At 58.2% G+C, this 292-nt stretch carries 1 protein-coding gene; it reads right to left on the bottom strand.

Annotated elements, in window-relative coordinates:
• Positions 1–56: 56 nt before the first annotated feature.
• The coding region (locus AC1RP4_RS07950; RefSeq protein WP_481763268.1) for a hypothetical protein at positions 57–292 on the bottom strand (236 nt) is incomplete at its 5' end.

Here is a 292-nt window from a genome sequence, read left to right as displayed (position 1 = left end):
GTGAACGGCGATCGGGTACTCGGCGTTGTTCCGGAACTGGGAAATGTGCACCGTTCTCATAGGGAGCCCAATTGGTTTTGCATCTGCCTGTCGTCGAGCCCAAGATCGCTGATCAGGGCTTCTAGGGCCGCAATCCCGCCACTCGCGTAATCCATGGCCGCCTCATCGTGGTGCTCTTCGGCTCGATCGACTTTGGCCACCCAACGTGCGTATTGCCGCAGCAGTGCGCCACGCACCGTCTTTTCCGGAATTGCGTCTACGTTCATGCTTGCTCCCAACACCAGTTGTCCAT

Source organism: Dellaglioa sp. CoH-56-MRSF-10, from assembly GCF_056782175.1.
Note: the sequence above shows the minus strand (reverse complement) of the source record. Positions and strands in the feature narration are given on the sequence as shown.